This is a genomic window from Chlorobaculum thiosulfatiphilum (assembly GCF_006265165.1).
Lineage (GTDB): Bacteria > Bacteroidota > Chlorobiia > Chlorobiales > Chlorobiaceae > Chlorobaculum > Chlorobaculum thiosulfatiphilum.
Genome location: NZ_VDCH01000007.1, coordinates 15,799 through 30,246 on the forward strand (window position 1 = coordinate 15,799; position 14,448 = coordinate 30,246).

Sequence of the window (14,448 nt, forward strand, 5' to 3'; positions counted from 1 at the left end):
AAAGCGTCTTGCATGACAAGATGATCGATCTGTCATAACTGCGAGTTATGCTTCGATTGTTCCAACATGTAAGCATGAAGAGAACGTTGCCGAGGGAATCACCGGCAGAGTGGTCGAAACCGGCGAGCGCATCATCGTGCCGGTCATCGGCAACGAGCCGAACTTCCTGAACCGCACCGGCAGCCTCTCCTCCACCGAAGATCATTCGCTCTCCTTCGTCTGCATTCCGATCCAGCAGGGCAAAAAGGTGCTCGGGGCGATCAGCGTCGAGCGGCGCTGCGACGACCACGAGCTGCTCGGCTTCGACGTGGAGATTCTCGGTATCATCGCCTCGATGATCGCCCAGGCGGTCGAACTTTACCTGATCGAAAACGAGGACAAGCACAATCTCCGCATGGAGAACGAGCGGCTCCAGAAGGCTCTCCGGGAGAAGTTCCGCCCGTCGAACATCATCGGCAACTCCAAACCGATGCTGGAGGTCTATGCGCTGATCTCCAAAATCATCAAGACCCGCTCCACCGTGCTGATTCTCGGCGAGAGCGGCGTTGGCAAGGAGCTGGTGGCGAGCGCGATTCACTACAACAGCAACGAAGCGAGCAAGCCGTTCGTCACCTTCAACTGCGCCGCCTTGCCGGAGAGCGTCATCGAAAGCGAGCTGTTCGGCCACGAAAAGGGGGCCTTCACCGGAGCCGACAAACCGCGCAAGGGCCGATTCGAGGAGGCCGACGGCGGCACGATTTTTCTCGACGAAATCGGCGAACTTTCGCTGCCGATCCAGGCCAAGCTGCTTCGCGTGTTGCAGGAGCGCACCATCGAGCGGGTCGGCTCGAACCAGAAGATCAAAATCGACATCCGCGTCATCGCCGCCACGAACCGCGACCTCAAGCAGATGGCCGCCGCGGGCAAATTCCGCGAAGACCTCTACTACCGGCTCAACGTTTTTCCGATCGTCATTCCGCCGCTACGCGACCGCAATAGCGACATCATCGCCCTGGCGGAGTTTTTCGTATCGAGTTTCGCCCGGCAGTTCGGCAAGGAGATCACCGCTATTTCGCAGTCCGCGCAGGAGATGCTGCTTGCCTACCCGTGGCCGGGCAATGTGCGCGAGCTGGAAAACGTCATTGAGCGCGCGGTGATTCTGGTCGATGAAAACGTCATCGACGGCGACGACTTGCCGCTCTCGCTCCAGAGTTCGGTGGCTCCGGCGGCGACGGAGCAGGCGGGGCTGGTCGCCAAAGTGAACTCGGTCGAATACGGCATGATCGTTGAAGCGCTGACCGCGCATAAAGGCAACATCACCGCCGCCGCCGAATCCCTCGGCCTCACCCGCCGTACATTGAGCCTGAAAATGCAAAAGTTCGGCATGAACTATAAGCACTACCGGTGAGATGGGGGGGATTGTAAAGCGCTGAGATTGATGATTTTATCTGTTATTTTGGAACGGTGGTTAGAGGTGATTCGTGGGCGAATTGTACTATCAGATAATAGTGTCTCACTTTTAGCGTGTTCACAACTATGACCATTCATGACTCCATTATCGCCGCTGCTAAGATCAGGCTGGGGACAAACCTGGATGAAGAATTTCAACCTCAGGAGCTAAGGAAAATTTGTGGCGTTCCTGAAGGCAGCTTCTCGCCTATTTTCAAAGGTATGCGTACGGATCCTGGCTCAGCACCATCAGTGCCTGAACATGCTCGCGGCCTATTTTTACAAATTAGGCATGGGTGGTATCGGCTTTCAGAAAAGGGCAAGGCTAACATTGGCGCGTCAAGTATCATTCCGTTCGCGAGTGCTCAGGAAGTTCGTGTATCTGAATCACTCGAAAAGAGTGGGTACTGGTCAGTGAATGAGGAAATCGATAACCGTCAACGTACGCTTGTCGAAGTAGTGCAGCGCAAAGGTCAACCGTTGTTCCGTCAGGGTTTGTTATCTGCATATCATTATCGCTGTGCCATCTCCAACTGTGATGCAGTTCCAGCGCTGGAGGCAGCGCACATATCTCCATATTTGGGTGCTCAATCAAATGTCACGCGAAATGGTCTACTGCTGCGAGCCGATCTTCATACGCTATTTGACCTCAACTTGATTGCTATCGAGCCAACAACACTCATTGTTCAATTGTCTAAAAGTTTGATGAGGACAAGTTATGCGTCGTTTCATATGATGCCTTTAGCAAGTCCGGAAGCTCAGGAGGACTTTCCAGACCACGAAGCACTGGAACTTCGCTGGTCGGAGTTCATGCGTTCCGAAAAAGAAGCAGGCGGTGCGTGAGATTGACGAAGGTTCTGACTCCAAAGATGCATCAGGTTTTTCGTGACGCACTTGTTCGTGCTCGTGCATCTCCCGCGATCCCGGCTGTGAGGTCGGGATTCCTCTTTCTCCGCCCCTCGTCTGAATTGCGTATATTGCCCGTCGAAAAAGCTTTATCCATCAACCTTATCAGCGGAATCAATGAAGAGAGTGCTTGTGGCCGGGGCGACCGGTTACCTCGGCCGTTATGCGGTGCAGGAGTTCAAGAATCGCGGGTACTGGGTGCGCGCGCTGGTGCGCAATCCCGAAAAGTTCAAAAAGCCGGGGCCGTTTTTCGCGCCAGAGATCGACACCCTCGTCGATGACGTAGTTTTCGGCGACGCCACCATGCCGGAAACCATCGCCGGGCTGTGCGACGGCATCGACGTGGTCTTTTCGTCGCTCGGCATGATCAAGCCCGACTTCGAGCACGACAACTTCGACGTCGATTATCAGGGCAACATGAACATCCTTGCCGAGGCGCTCAAGGCTGGCGTAAAAAAATTCATCTATGTTTCGGTCTTCGACGCGCACCGCATGATGAACATCCCGAACGTGCAGGCGCACGAAAAGTTCGTCCGCGAGTTGCAGGCAGCGGAGATCGAAAGTACGATCATCCGCCCGAACGGCTTCTTCTCGGAGATCGGCCAGTTCGTCGCCCGCGCCCGCCGGGGCTTCATGCTGTGGATTGGCGATGGCTACAACCGCCAGAACCCGATCCACGGCGCTGACCTCGCCAAGGTCTGCGCCGATGCGGTTGACAGCAGCGAGCGCGAAGTCGAGGTCGGCGGCCCGGAGGTCTTCACTTACCGTGAAATGGTTGACCTGGCTATCGAAATCGCCGGTACGCAGCCCGCGTTGGTTCCGTTGCCTTTCTGGCTGGCTGACGGCATCGTCGGCGCGGTCGGCATTTTCAACCGCGACGTGCATGATGTTGCGCTGTTTGCCACCACGCTCAGCAAGTTGGATTTCGTTTCGCCGAAGTACGGCACCCATCGCCTGCGCGACTTCTTCAACGAGTGCAAGAATCTGCCGCTCTGAGGCGTGGTTTCGTCATAAAACCAGTGAAGCCGGATGTTCTCCGGCTTCATGCGTTTGTGCTGTGGCTCGATGCTTTTCGATGGTTCAAAAGAACTTGTTCACCATGTTCGACAGTCCGCCCAACCCGCCGATACTGCCGATGAGACCTTCGAGCAGCGAGCCGTTCGGGCTGGCCTTGTCCACCATCTCCGGCAAGGCGCTGGCGATTGCGTTTTTGGCGCTCTCCTCGGAAAGGCCGAAGCGGGAGGCGAAATCGGCGATTTTATCACTGCCGATCAAATCCGTCACCGCCCCGGGCGAGATCGGCGCGTTCGCGCCATTGCCGAGCCACGAGGCCGCGATGTCGCCGAGTCCGCTTTGCTGCATTTTGGAGAGGATAGCGCCGAGATTCAGGTTGCCGCCGCCCCCGCCCAACAGGCCTGACAGCGCTGAAACCAGCTCATTGCTGTCAAGGCCATTGGTCGCCTGATCACTGTTATGCAGAATGGCGGAAGCGCCAAGTTGAAGGAGATTTGATAAGTCCATGATCGTGTATGTTTAGATTTTAAAATCACTTCACGACAGGGGTATCTCAACGGGTTTTTGCGCGGATAGTAGTCGCGTTTTCGATGGCTGGCTTTGAAAACAGTTCCATTCAGCTCGCTATCCGACACGGTTCCGGGACTTTGGCGGTACTCTGAATTTGTTGAAGAAAGCCACCGAAACCATACCGTCATGTTACCGACAGGGCGCCCCGGCGTCAGGTCGAAGCGCCCATCAGCTTTCATCGATCGCTCAATGCGTCACCACTCTTGGAAGCGATTTGGCCTGTGTGATCCACTCCTCCAGCTCTGGTTCGGGGGGCAATCGTTTGACGAGATTTTTAGTGGCATTGACGTCAGCCATTTTGCAGTGCAGATTCTCGGCTTTTCGCTGCGCCAGTTCAGGCACCGAGTCCACGCCTGACGCCTCCAGCAGGTCGGCATACTCCTTTCCGATGCCCTTGATGCGGAACAGATCAGCCTGGTTCACCAGCCGGAGCACGAGCGCATGACTCATTCCGGTTGCATCGGCAATGGCTTTTCTTCCTGCCGGAGAAGCCCCTTTTTCAAGCAATACCTCAACAGTAGTGATTCCCATGCCGTGGAGTTTTTCCCCATGCACTTCGTCAATCCCTTCAATACCCGCGATTCTGGACATAATCTCCTCCTTGAATCATTCATGTTTTCTTCAGGATACCGTCGCTATACTTCTCTGTTCGATGATCTCGTTCGTCCGCAAGCTGTGGATCTACAGGTGTCGTTATCGTGGCCAAGACCCTTCTGGATGCATCGAGGGGAGGCTTTGCTGTCAGGCCGGGTCAGGGACGGCGCATATAAATTTTGTACCTGAAAGTCCGATATGCAGCGTCAGAGACTATCAGTTCAAGTTTAAGGAAGATTAGCTGAAATGACAACACATTGACATGCCGCCGGGTGGTTTCCGGAGTTGTCTTCAACCTGGCCAGATCGATCCTTACGGCAACATCCAGCCGCCTTATCAGTTTACGTAGAAACGAGTTATCAACCGGATTGCCTCGAAGACGATACCGGCAGGAGGGATAAAAGCAAGCGTACTGGTGTCAGAGAGTGTCTGGCAAAGTTGCAATCACTTCCCGATCTCTGAACTTTCGCTTTCGCGTTTTGTCCTAACCCAGGCGTCGCTTTTTTTGCGTATCGCCATGGCGAGGTAGAGGGGAATTTTCCAGAGGATGTAGAGGGGGGCGGCGACGAGGACGCGCCAGGTGTGGAGTCCAGCGTGGCGCTGGATTTGGCCCGATACCACGTAGAAGAAGAGTATGAGCCACCATGCGGCGACGGACAGCATCCATGCTCTGTCGAGAAAGATCAGCGACAAAAGCGAGGTTACGGCGAAAAGCAGCACCAGCAGCGTGAGCGGCGGGACGGCGAGTTCAGCGAAGGCGACGAGGTAGCGGATCTGGCCGGTGCTGAAGAACAGCCTGAGCAGCGGCAAAGCCATCTGGCTGACCAGCTTGAAGCGCCCGCTCTCCCAGCGGCTGCGCTGGCTCGAAGCGTTTGCGCCCGAAGTGACCATTTCGCTTCGCACGACGGCATCCGGATTGTAGTGTACGCTGATCTCGTTCATGAGTAACAGGAAGCTGAACTCCATGTCCTCCACAATCGAGTGGCAGGGCCAGCCGGTCTCCTCGATCAGGAATTTGTCGAACGCCATGCCGTTGCCCTTGAGCGCGCAGGTTCCGGAGAGCTGGAACGGCCCGGCCATGCGCAGGTGGTTGAAGACGTTGAAGGCCGCGTCGAGCAGTCCGGGCCGCCATCCCGCCTCCGGGTTGCTGACGCCGTTGTAGCCTTGCAGCGCCTGGATGCCCGGCTGGCTGAACGACAGGCTCACTTCTCGCAGGTAGTTCCGGTCGGCGCGGACGTCGGCGTCGATGATGGTGATGACGTCGAGGCCGTCGTACAGCGCCTTGTGCTGGCGGAGAAACCAGTCGAGCGCCTGCCCTTTTCCACGGTTTTCAAGATCGAATCGCGCCAAGACCGTCGCGCCCGCGTTTCGCGCCACCTCGGCGGTTTTGTCGTCGCAGTTGTCGGCGATGACGAAGATTTTGACGTTCTCCGCCGGGTAGTCGCTCGCATGGATGCTCTCGATGGTGTGAGCGATGCCCGCCTCCTCGTTGTGCGCCGGGATGAGCACGCCGATTTCGAGGATGCGGTTTGCCGCCAGCGCCTCTTTCCGGAAGAGGTATGCGGCGATGGTGACTATCACGAGGTAGAGCGCCGGAATCGAAAGCAGGATGACCAGCAGCTTGGCGATGGGTACGATGATGTGCATCAGGCGTCGTTCAGTTCATTCTTGAAGTGCTCGGCCAAGAGGTCGTTGTTCTTGTGCTGGTTGTACATCGCGATCACTTTTTGCCGTCCGGCCTGGCCGTAGCGTGTGCGCAGATCGGGGTTTTCGAGCAGCGTGCGGATTTGCCGCGCCAGATCTTCCGGATCGCTGGGCACGGCGAGCAGGCCGTCCTCTCCGTGTTCGATCAGCTCGGGAATGCCGGTGATGCGGGTCGAGATGACCGGAATCTCCTTGGCCATCGCCTCCATGAGCACCACCGGCACCCCCTCGGCGAAACTCGCCAGCACGAAAATGTCGGCGCGGTCGTAGTGCCCGCGCACCTTGTCCTGGCCGAGCGCGCCCGTGAAGGTGACTTTGCTGCCGAGCTTGTTCGTCCCGACGTAGCTTTTGAGTGACTCGCGGTCGGGGCCGTCGCCGACGAAGGTGAGGTGGAACGGCACGCCCTCGCGGTCGAGCATGGCGCACGCTTCGATGAGGATGTGCTGGCCCTTGGCGGGGGTCAGTCTGCCGACGCAGAGCAGCTCCGGCACGGCGTTGCCGGGTTCGGGGCGCGGCGCGTACAGCTCCGGATCGATGCCGCAGCGCACGATGTGGAAGCGATCCCAGCGCTCCACCTCGCTGATGCGCATGATCTGGCTGCGGCAGTAGTGGCTGATGCAGCGCACGAACGAGGCCTCGCGCACCTTGTCGGGCAGCATCGCCGAATCGACGGTGTAGAAGATGTCGGGGCCGTGCACCGAGATGCTGAAGGTGACGGTGCCGTAGCGCTTCATGAGCATCGCCACCAGCGCCGTCGGGTTGCCGAAGTGCTCGTGGATGTGCGTGATGCCGTGCCGGTGCGCCCAGCGCAGCAGAATGCCCGCTTCGGCGAAGTAGGCCGCCGCCTTGACGAGATTTTTCGGGCCGGTGAAGAGCAGCCGGAAGGCGTCCGCCGCCATCTTCAGGTAGCCGCCGGGGTTTTTGGCCAGGCAGTGCAGATGCGCTCCGATGATTGCCGCCGCCGGTTGCGAGAGCACCATAAGCGTGTTTGCGGCCTCCTCGCGCTCGGCGTGGGTCATGAGATCGAGCTTTTCCGGCCTGTGGATCGAGGCCGTATGGACGGTCATTCCGGCCTTGCGCAGCGACTCGATCTCGCGGTAGATGAAGGTGTGCGAAATAGCCGGGTACTCGCTGCACAGATAGGCGACAGTGTTCCGGGTCATGCTACTGAATTTGAAAGTCTGGTTTGAACGGGGGATCGTTTCAAGTGATGATTGCCGAAATTCAGGCCGTCTTTGCCGCGACGAGGTCGAGCGTTTTTTTGAGCGTGTCGAGCGGCAGGCGGAACCCGCCTTCGCACACCTCGCCGATCGTGAAGGCGTAGTGCATCTCCATGCAATCGGTCTGGCCTTTGAGCACGTTGTTGAAATGGAACGGCGGGAAAATGTTTATCAGTGTGCCTTTATCGGCCATCGTAAAAAGGCCGTGGGGAATCTGGCTTCCTTCGACGCCGATGATGATCTTCGAGCCGGAGGTTTTCTCGACGATTTCTCTGGCGCTCTGTTTCGTCGAATCGATGAGCTGGAAGCCGATCGATTGCAGGTAGTCGGCGATCTCCGCCTCGTTGACGAGTATGCGCCGGTTGCCTTGCGCGTCGGGCGTGACGACTCCGGATGTGCCGCGCAAGAGCAGCGCGCCGGGGTGAGCGGGTTTCGGCGCGACCTCCCGGAAGCGCGCCCGCATCGCCTGGTAACGATCCCGCTTGTAGTTGTTCTGCCCGTAATCTTCGAGCACGATGAGCTTTCCGATCTTTCCGGCGGTGAAGGGGTCGTAGCCAAGATTGAGCATCGAGAGATACTCCTTCTGATGGCCGGTGAGCGTCGCGGCATTGCGAATCGGCGGGCCGAGATCGCGGGCGGCCATGAGCAGCGGGAGGCCGTCGGTCATCCAGTGGCCGAAAAACTGAATGTCGGTCAGCCCGCACGCCAGCACCGCAACCTCTTTTCTGGCCGTCGGTTGGCGGTCGATGACGAGTCGCTCCTTCTGGATGCTCACCGGAATCTTGACGCCTTGCTTGTAGAGGTAGCCGTCAGAGAGCGTCACGTCTGCGAGCGCCCGCGCGATGGTGGCGGCGTGTTCCGTGCGTCCGCCCTTGATCCTCCGCATCTCCTGCTCCAGATTCGAGGAGGCCGACGACGCGGTGACGTTGTCGAGCGCGCCCGGAATGTACAAGGCTGGACGCGTACTGGTCACGCAGGCCGGGGCGACAGTCCACTCTTTTTCGCACAGCTCCGGCAAGGAGCCGTTGCCGAGCAGCCGCCAGAGCGAGCGGCGGAGATAGGGCAGGTTTATCGGCATGGGGCGAGGGGATGGTTATCTGAATCTTGTCGAATGCGGCGCTGGAGGTGTGGCCGGGCGTCAGGCTTCGGGATTGGAGAGTCCGGTTTTCAAAGCGCTTCGTTTGTTCCTCAGCGGACGTTTGGCGATTGCGCCCGCGTAGTATCGCACGACCCCCGCGAGCTGCGGGAGCACGACCGCCGAGCAGTGCCAGGCGTAGGTCTTTGCCTCGTTGCGGGTCAACTTGTTCTCCCGCATGAACTTGCCGACCTTGAAGAGCCTCGGCGAAAAAAGCAGCGGAACTCCCGCCAGGCACAACGTCGCCGTTGCCAGCATCGAAGCTGCGGAGGGGCGGGCGGAGAGGAGCGTCACCGTCGCCAGGCTCTCCGCGGCGATGAAGCCGCCGCCTTTGATGGCGATCTTGCGGAAATCCGCTTTCCAGAACGGGCTGCCGAGCCGGGCCTCCCGCGCTCGCACGGCGGCGAAGCCGTAGCCGGAGCGGTAGGCGCGTTTGAGGTACTGCTTCAGCGTCGTCATGGCCAGGTCGTGCCGCGTCATGACGGCGTCGATGCGCTCGATCTTCCATCCGGCGCGGATGACGCGGCGGCTCAGCTCCGGGTCTTCGCCGCCGACGAGCGTTTCGTCGTAGCCGCCGGTCGCTTCGAGCGCCTCGCGGCGCAGGAGCACGTCGCCGCCGAAGCAATCCGACTCGCCGACCGGGCCGTTCCATTCGAGGTCGCCGATCCAGTTATAGACCGAGCGCTCCGGGTGCAGCTCGCGCCGGAAGCCGATGAGCGCGCCGAAACGGGCGTCTCGCATACGGGCGACCGCTTTGCGGAACCACTCCGGATCGACGATGGTGTCCGAGTCGAGGAACTGCACCAGAGGCGCGGAGCCGCTTCGCCATCCGGCGTTCCGGCCAAGCCCAGGCGTCGGGTACTCCGGCGTCAGCGCGAGCACTCGCACGCCGTCGTAGCGCTTCGCCACCGCGATGCTTTCGTCGGTCGAGCCGCCGTCGGCATAGCAGATGCGCAGCTTTTCCGCCGGATAGCTGCCCGCGCGGATCGACTCGATGCAGCGTCCCAAAGTCTTCGCGCTGTTGACGCCGATCAGGACGCAGTCGATCTCCGGCAGGTCGCGGCCATTGCGGTACGCCGGGCTGTCGAGGTGCTTTTCGTTCATCGTGAGTTTACTTCGCGGCCTTGGTTTTCTGCCGGTTGAGGATGGTCAGCGCCTGGCTCGCCTTGTTGACGAGCGACTTCTGCGACAGGCAGGTGAGCAGGCAGAGCTTGTCGCACTTGATCGTCGCCTCGCGTATCTTCTTCGCTTTCGCGCCCGTCCATATCTCCCGTGCCGACTCCCTCGTGGTGTTGCCGATGGAGGGGAAGTGGAAGCAGAGCTTCACCTCGCCGTCGGGGCGGATGTAGAATTCGTGCAGCCCGATCCGGCAGGGGAGGTGTTCCGGCGAGGCTTTTTCCTCGCGGAAGCTCGCGGGCATGAGCCGCAGAATCTCCTCGCTGTTCATGATCGGCGACCCGGCGCGTTTCATCCCGATGAGCTGGTCGATCACCTTTTCGAATTCGGCCATCTCTTTCTCTTCGATCCACAGCTCGTCGTATGTTTCCGGCGTCCAGCGTCCAAGTGGCTGGAAGTTCACCGCCGTCGCGCCCATATTCTCCGCCCAGCGCACGATCTCCGGCAGCTCGCGGAAGTTCGCGGACATGACGGTCGGCTTGACGATAATCGGAAAGGTGACCCCCTGCTTCTGCTGTTCCGCCTTCAGCAGGCCGATGCCGCGCACGATCCGCTCAAACAGGCCGTTCATGCCGCGCACGTAGTCGTGCACCGCCGCCGTGGTCGAGTCCAGCGAAATGTTGAGGTTGAACGGACGCGCGGTGACGAGCGCCTGCACGTTCTTTTCGTTCAGCAACGCGCCGTTGGTCGTCACGCCCGCCAGAATGTCGTTGTCGCGGCAGAAGCGCAAGAGGTCGATAAACCCTTTTTTGATAAAGGGTTCGCCGCCGCTGAAGTTCACGGAGAATCGCCCGACGAACTCCTTGATGCTGAGCAGCGTTTTCTGCCACTCCTCGATCGACATCTCCGGAATGTACTCCGCCTGCCGCCAGTACTCGCAGTGGCGGCACTTGCAGTTGCAGCGCTCGTTGACCAGCGCGTGGAAGGTGACGGGGCGGGTGAAATCGACGCCGCTTTTGATGTAGAGCGACTCGGCAAGCGCGTTGCGGCTATGGTTCAAGCCCATGCGGGCCAGTTCGGTGACTTTCATCTTCGTAAAAATTTATGACTGACGTTTGCGCTGGTAGTGGCTTTTCAGGCGCAGGACGAATCCGGCGGCGATTCCGGCAAGGACGCCGAGGTTGTTGGCGAGAGCGTTGATGACGTTGAAGCTGCTGCCGGTCACCATCAGGTGGAGATTTTCGAGCAGATAGCCGAGCGGAGCCATCGAAATGGCGAGCAGAAAGGTGGTTTTCCGACATCTGAAGAGGATCATCGGAATGAACGCGAGTATCGCGAAAATCGCCAGGTGGATGAGGGTGTCGATCATGAAAAAGCCGTACTGGAACTCCGGCTTCGGCACGAACGCGCCCGCCAGCGCCAGGACGAACGCCGCGATCCACAAGGTTCCGAGTCTGGAGGGTGAGCAGTACCCGGACCCGGCATGTTCATTTGTTGCTGTACTCATGCCTCGAAGTTCTCAACTGATAAAGCGTGAAAAGCCCTGGAAGGAGGGCGAAGGAAGGAAGCGGGTCTTCGGCATGTCGAGCCGCGGCTCCTCGAACGAGCCGTTCGCCTGTTTCGCGCTGAACGCCGCTTCGCCCTTGAGCAACATGCTGACGATGCCGCCGCCGAAAACCATGTACACCGGATTGACCATGGCGTTCAGCAGGCTGTCGATCATGTAGAGTGACAGAAACACGATCATCACCGTGGGCGCGCCCCGGTTTTTCTCGCTCCAGCGCTCCGGATCGCTTCGCATGAGGTAGAAGATCACCGGCGTCTGCACGGCGAACATCAGGGCCATCAGGCCGAAGATGCCGTTCTGGCCGAGGGTGATGATCCAGAGTCCGTCGGTGATGCTGATGTCTTTGCCGTATTCGTCGTACACGCGCGAGCGGCCGTATCCGCCCCAGCCGAACACCGTGCCCTCCATCGCTTTCTTGATGAGAATCGCTTCGTTGTCGAAACGGAACTGGAGCGATTGGGCGCGTGTCGGGCTGAACTTTTCCGCCACGAAGCCGGACAGATTCGTGCCGTCCCAGATGCCGGTTGTGCGTGTATAGACGTACAGATGGGGCGCGGAGAGCAGCAAAATGACGAGCCAGATGTTCTTCATCTTGCTCGACAGAAAGACGAACATCAGCCCGAGAAAAATCAGGAAAATCGCTCCGTACGATTTCATCATGAGAAAGGTAACGCCAAGCCCGAGAAGCAGATAGAGCGACGGCAGCCGCAGGATTTTTTCTGGCAGCTCTTTGGTGTAGAAGAGCCATGCGCCGAGAAAGAGCGCGAGACCCATCCAGGTGGCGGTCATGAGGCCGTGATCCATATAGACCATCGGCCTGAATCCGCCGCCATCCCGGAGGGTCTGGAGGAAGTTGTGCTGGTGAAATCCGTAGGTCAGCCGGTGGAGCTGCGGACTCATGACGAGTTCGAACCAGCAGAAGGGGATGTAGATCACCGCGCCAATGAAAATTGCCGTGCCGAAGAGCTTCAGCCCGTCGGTGTCACTGAAAAATACTCTGCCGATGTAGTACGGTACGCCCCAGGTGATGCTCTGGTACATGGTTTGGGAGAGGCCGTCATAGACGCCGAGGTCGTTGAATGCCGAGGAGAAAAATGGCGCGATGCACCAGGCGAGCATCGGCAGATCGATCAGGCCGAAACTGAACTCCTGGAACCGCTCCTTGTCGAATTTCCACGCCCAGAACAGAATGACCATGCAGGTGGCGGTCAGCTTGCTGTAGGACGGAATGCCCTTGAGCTTGAATCCGGCGACAGGCAGGAACATCCAGCCGGCGACAAAGGCGATGGCGACGGCCGTCCGCGCGTCGAAGCGCTTGAAGATCGCCCTGACAATCGGAATCCAGCCGAACAGGGCGACGGCCACCATGATATTTCCTTCGCCTTCATGCATGAGGATGACGTCCGTTTTGCCGTTGTCCGGGAGCCGGGAGGGCGCTCGTCCACAATGTGTTTTTCTGCCGTTTCATGGCGTTGATGCTCCGGCGATCACTTCCACAACCTCAGTTCTTGTTCGGCGCAACGATCCGCGCCGGAATGCCGACGGCGGTGGCGTGCGCGGGCACGTCGCAGAGCACGACGGCGTTCGCGCCTATGAGGGCGTGGTCGCCGATCGTGACGCCGCCGAGAATCTTCGCGCCCGCGCCAATATCGACGTGACCGCCGATTTTCGGCGCGCCGGGCTTGCGTCCGCCCATGCCGATCGTCACCTGCTGGAAGAAGAGGCAGTTCGGGCCTATCCGCGCATCCGGGTGAACGACCACGCCGTTCGGGTGGGGCAGGAGCAGCCCGCCGCCAATCTTCGAGTCGAGCGGAATGTCCGCGCCGCTGACGGCGCTCCAGATGCGGTGCCGCAGCACCACGAACGGGCGCACGGCGCGAGCCGCGATGCCGCCCTTTGCCTTCAGCCGCTGATAGCGTCGGAGCGCCGCGAGCAGCTTTTTCGACGGTTCGTAGCGCCCCGGAATTGGCGCTTCGCGGCTCCAGTCCGGCTCGGTCGCCGAAATCGGCGCACTGTTTGGTTCCGGCTTCATCGTTGTGTGCAGCCGGTCGTCATTTCCAAAGCTCCGGGTAACGCGCTTCGAGCAGTCCGGCGCGGCGGGCTGCCACCTCCTTCCAGGTGAACTCCGCCGCACGCTGGCGGGCGTTGCGCCCCATCTCCGCTCTCTTCTCGCGATTTTCCGCCATCTCCGTCATCGCCGCCGCCCAGGCATCGACGTCGAAATCGGGTAGCACGACGCCATCGACGCCGTCCCGCACGATTGCGCCCGCGCCCATCGCCGTGACGAGCGGCGGAATGCCGTGCGCCATCGCTTCGTAAGTCACCATCGGCCCGCCCTCTTCGAGGCTCGGAAAGACGAAGAGATCGGCCCGGCGATAGACCTCGCCAATATCCTTCGTGTAGGCGATGTGCTCGATGTTGGGCGTGTCCCGATGCCGCTCCATCGCCGCTTCGATGTCCGAATAGACGCCGCCGCAGAGCAGCAGTTTGCCCCGGATTTTGGCTTTTTTCCACGCTTCGAGCAGCAGCAACACACCCTTGCGGATGCAGAGGGTTCCGGTGAAAAGGAAAACCGGCTCCGGGTTTTCCCTGCGTGGCGCGTCGATCGACGGAAAGCGTTCGGGCGCCCAGCCGTAGCTGGTTTGTATCAGCTTCCCGTCCGGCACGCCGTTGTCGAGCATCGATTTTCTCACCATCGGACTCGGGCAAAACACTGCGTCCGCGAGTTCGAGCTTGCGGTTCTCCTCGGCGATCTGGCTGTCCGAAAAGGTCTCCGGAACCGCTTCGTTCCAGTGCTCGCAGGCGGAGAGAATAATCCGGCGCGAGGTCGCCCGGTGGCAGTTGATTCGTTCGAGAACGATTTTCGCGCCGCGCTCACGGAAGCGCTCGAAGATGTCGAGCGACAGCCCGGCCCAGAGATAGACCGGCGACGAGGCGCTTTCCTTGCGGAAAAAGTGCGCTTCGGTCATCTGCTTCGGCTGCACCCGATCTCCCAGTTTATAGACGATTCCTTTCCTGATGCCTTTCAGGGCCGGATCGAGCCACGGAAACGCGAAGGCGTCGTCGGCGCTGGCCACGGTGAGCGTCGATTGCCGTCCCGATTCGTTCCAGTAGCGGCACAGCGAGAGCGGCACGTGGCTGTTGCCGAGGTTCGAGGCGTGGTAGCCGAACAGAACCGGCAGGTGTTTCATTGC

Annotated in this window: 14 protein-coding genes; 3 read left to right on the top strand and 11 right to left on the bottom strand. The window is 59.7% G+C overall.

What is annotated here, in order from left to right; all coding sequences use genetic code 11:
• The first annotated feature begins 34 nt into the window (after nt 1-34).
• From FGF66_RS04925 to FGF66_RS04935, 3 genes are all read left to right on the top strand, one after another.
• Complete coding sequence (locus FGF66_RS04925) at nt 35-1,387, top strand: sigma-54 interaction domain-containing protein (RefSeq protein ID WP_139456581.1); 1,353 nt, start codon at nt 35-37, stop codon at nt 1,385-1,387.
• A 128-nt stretch (nt 1,388-1,515) separates the two neighbouring features.
• Nucleotides 1,516-2,271 carry an HNH endonuclease gene (locus FGF66_RS04930; protein ID WP_139456582.1) on the top strand — a complete coding sequence of 252 codons (756 nt, stop codon included), beginning with the start codon at nt 1,516-1,518 and terminating at the stop codon, nt 2,269-2,271.
• Between the two features lie 180 nt (nt 2,272-2,451).
• A complete protein-coding gene (locus FGF66_RS04935; RefSeq protein ID WP_139456583.1) occupies nt 2,452-3,330 on the top strand; it encodes an SDR family oxidoreductase in 879 nt (292 codons plus the stop codon).
• 84 nt (nt 3,331-3,414) lie between these two features.
• Here FGF66_RS04935 and FGF66_RS04940 read toward each other — a convergent pair whose 3' ends face one another.
• The 11 genes from FGF66_RS04940 to FGF66_RS04990 form a co-directional block, all read right to left on the bottom strand.
• Nucleotides 3,415-3,855 (bottom strand): YidB family protein, encoded by a 441-nt coding sequence (locus tag FGF66_RS04940; protein ID WP_139456584.1) that lies wholly within the window; start codon nt 3,853-3,855, stop codon nt 3,415-3,417.
• A 249-nt stretch (nt 3,856-4,104) separates the two neighbouring features.
• A complete protein-coding gene (locus FGF66_RS04945; protein ID WP_139456585.1) occupies nt 4,105-4,509 on the bottom strand; it encodes a DUF4332 domain-containing protein in 405 nt (134 codons plus the stop codon).
• 447 nt (nt 4,510-4,956) lie between these two features.
• The gene (locus tag FGF66_RS04950; protein ID WP_139456586.1) at nt 4,957-6,159 is read right to left on the bottom strand and encodes a glycosyltransferase family 2 protein; all 1,203 of its coding nucleotides are present in this window, start codon (nt 6,157-6,159) and stop codon (nt 4,957-4,959) included.
• A complete protein-coding gene (locus tag FGF66_RS04955; protein WP_139456587.1) occupies nt 6,159-7,379 on the bottom strand; it encodes a glycosyltransferase family 4 protein in 1,221 nt (406 codons plus the stop codon). The genes FGF66_RS04950 and FGF66_RS04955 overlap by 1 nt, the downstream gene beginning before the upstream one ends.
• 61 nt (nt 7,380-7,440) lie before the next feature.
• Nucleotides 7,441-8,514: a glycosyltransferase 61 family protein gene (locus FGF66_RS04960; protein WP_139456588.1), complete on the bottom strand. Its 1,074-nt coding sequence runs from the start codon at nt 8,512-8,514 to the stop codon at nt 7,441-7,443.
• Between the two features lie 60 nt (nt 8,515-8,574).
• Nucleotides 8,575-9,675: a glycosyltransferase gene (locus FGF66_RS04965; protein ID WP_139456589.1), complete on the bottom strand. Its 1,101-nt coding sequence runs from the start codon at nt 9,673-9,675 to the stop codon at nt 8,575-8,577.
• A 7-nt stretch (nt 9,676-9,682) separates the two neighbouring features.
• Nucleotides 9,683-10,777: a radical SAM protein gene (locus FGF66_RS04970; protein ID WP_139456590.1), complete on the bottom strand. Its 1,095-nt coding sequence runs from the start codon at nt 10,775-10,777 to the stop codon at nt 9,683-9,685.
• A 12-nt stretch (nt 10,778-10,789) separates the two neighbouring features.
• Entirely contained in the window at nt 10,790-11,194 is a 405-nt protein-coding gene (locus tag FGF66_RS04975) for a VanZ family protein (protein WP_139456591.1), read from the bottom strand.
• 12 nt (nt 11,195-11,206) lie between these two features.
• Nucleotides 11,207-12,646 carry a hypothetical protein gene (locus FGF66_RS04980; RefSeq protein ID WP_139456592.1) on the bottom strand — a complete coding sequence of 480 codons (1,440 nt, stop codon included), beginning with the start codon at nt 12,644-12,646 and terminating at the stop codon, nt 11,207-11,209.
• Nucleotides 12,647-12,755: 109 nt separating this feature from the next.
• A complete protein-coding gene (locus FGF66_RS04985; RefSeq protein ID WP_139456593.1) occupies nt 12,756-13,286 on the bottom strand; it encodes a serine O-acetyltransferase in 531 nt (176 codons plus the stop codon).
• Between the two features lie 19 nt (nt 13,287-13,305).
• Nucleotides 13,306-14,445: a glycosyltransferase family 4 protein gene (locus FGF66_RS04990; protein ID WP_139456594.1), complete on the bottom strand. Its 1,140-nt coding sequence runs from the start codon at nt 14,443-14,445 to the stop codon at nt 13,306-13,308.
• Between the last annotated feature and the right edge of the window lie 3 nt (nt 14,446-14,448).

Excerpts from the sequence above, each read along its gene's own strand:
- FGF66_RS04955 (WP_139456587.1), bottom strand. The coding sequence starts at position 7,379 with ATGACCCGGAACACTGTCGCCTATCTGTGCAGCGAGTACCCGGCTATT.
- FGF66_RS04950 (WP_139456586.1), bottom strand. The coding sequence starts at position 6,159 with ATGCACATCATCGTACCCATCGCCAAGCTGCTGGTCATCCTGCTTTCG.
- FGF66_RS04970 (WP_139456590.1), bottom strand. The coding sequence starts at position 10,777 with ATGAAAGTCACCGAACTGGCCCGCATGGGCTTGAACCATAGCCGCAAC.
- FGF66_RS04940 (WP_139456584.1), bottom strand. The coding sequence starts at position 3,855 with ATGGACTTATCAAATCTCCTTCAACTTGGCGCTTCCGCCATTCTGCAT.
- FGF66_RS04985 (WP_139456593.1), bottom strand. The coding sequence starts at position 13,286 with ATGAAGCCGGAACCAAACAGTGCGCCGATTTCGGCGACCGAGCCGGAC.
- FGF66_RS04945 (WP_139456585.1), bottom strand. The coding sequence starts at position 4,509 with ATGTCCAGAATCGCGGGTATTGAAGGGATTGACGAAGTGCATGGGGAA.
- FGF66_RS04975 (WP_139456591.1), bottom strand. The coding sequence starts at position 11,194 with ATGAGTACAGCAACAAATGAACATGCCGGGTCCGGGTACTGCTCACCC.
- FGF66_RS04935 (WP_139456583.1), top strand. The coding sequence starts at position 2,452 with ATGAAGAGAGTGCTTGTGGCCGGGGCGACCGGTTACCTCGGCCGTTAT.
- FGF66_RS04930 (WP_139456582.1), top strand. The coding sequence starts at position 1,516 with ATGACCATTCATGACTCCATTATCGCCGCTGCTAAGATCAGGCTGGGG.
- FGF66_RS04965 (WP_139456589.1), bottom strand. The coding sequence starts at position 9,675 with ATGAACGAAAAGCACCTCGACAGCCCGGCGTACCGCAATGGCCGCGAC.
- FGF66_RS04990 (WP_139456594.1), bottom strand. The coding sequence starts at position 14,445 with ATGAAACACCTGCCGGTTCTGTTCGGCTACCACGCCTCGAACCTCGGC.
- FGF66_RS04960 (WP_139456588.1), bottom strand. The coding sequence starts at position 8,514 with ATGCCGATAAACCTGCCCTATCTCCGCCGCTCGCTCTGGCGGCTGCTC.
- FGF66_RS04980 (WP_139456592.1), bottom strand. The coding sequence starts at position 12,646 with ATGCATGAAGGCGAAGGAAATATCATGGTGGCCGTCGCCCTGTTCGGC.